At 48.6% G+C, this 1169-nt stretch carries 1 protein-coding gene; it reads left to right on the plus strand.

Translation table 11 applies throughout. The features are described 5' to 3' along the window. Positions 1-1138: ISAzo13 family transposase (locus tag CRENPOLYSF2_RS02050; RefSeq protein ID WP_087142304.1), on the plus strand; the 1138-nt coding region annotated here is incomplete at its 5' end. Positions 1139-1169: the final 31 nt, after the last annotated feature.

Genomic DNA, 1169 nt, shown 5'->3' on the forward strand with positions numbered 1-1169 from the left:
AAGGGCCTTTCAAGCCCAAGTGACAATTGATTACCTGGACTCCAGGCCACGCAAGGCTGAAACCACATTTGGTTGGGATCGACAAGCGGTTGCATTAGGATTGAACGAACTGCGTACAGGTATTGCCTGCCTTGGTGGGCAGAAAGCGAGCGGCAACAAGAAGACGGAAGAAAAAAATCCGCAACTGGAAATCGATATCGTCGATTTGGCTGAGGCTGAAAGCCAAGTCGACCCTAAGTTCCAAACGCCCTTCAAATATACACGGATAACGGCCAAAGCCATACGAGCCGCCCTTATCAGCCACAAGGGATGGAAACATGAGGACTTGCCGTGTGAAAAGACCATCGGCAACATCCTGAACCGCCTGAATTACAAGCTACGCCGGGTGCAGAAGACCAAGCCACTGAAAAAGATCAAGGAAACCGACGCTATTTTTAAGAACGTCAAGGCCGCCAATCGGGAGTCGGACAACCGCGAAGATTCCTTACGTATTTCAATCGACACCAAGGCCAAAGTGGATTTGTGCGACTCCTCTCGTGGTGGCACCTCACGCTGCCAAAAACCGCTGAGAGCTGCCGACCATGATATGGGCAACAAGCCCAAACTGGTGCCTTTCGGTATCCTTGAAGTGTTGACTGGATTGCTCACGATTATCTTTGGGGTCTCGTTTGAGACCAGCGATTTCATCGTCGATGCCCTGGAGGCGTGGTGGGGATTCAACAAGGAAAAACACGGCAACATCAAGCAGCTGGTCATCAACTTGGACAATGGCCCTAACAACTCTGGCCGAAGAACCCAGTTTCTAAAGCGTATGACAGAGTTTGCCGACAAGTATGAGCTTGAGATCGTTTTGGTCTATTATCCGCCCTATCACAGTAAATACAATGCCATCGAGCGCTGCTGGGGCATCCTTGAAAGCCATTGGAACGCAACGCTTTTGGATACGTTGCTAGTCACTGTCGAATGGGCAAAATCCATGACTTGGAAGGGGCTTAAACCCCTCGTAGAAGTGTTACAAACGGTCTACAAAAAAGGTGTGAAAATAACCAAAAAAGCTTTTAACCCTATCAATGACCGGATAATACGTCACCCTTTGTTGCCAAAATACTGCCTGACTATCCAACCACAACTTACATGAAAAAATGGGGGTATTTTTATTGCGTGTTGCC

The organism is Crenothrix polyspora, from assembly GCF_900163755.1.
Lineage (GTDB): Bacteria > Pseudomonadota > Gammaproteobacteria > Methylococcales > Methylomonadaceae > Crenothrix > Crenothrix polyspora.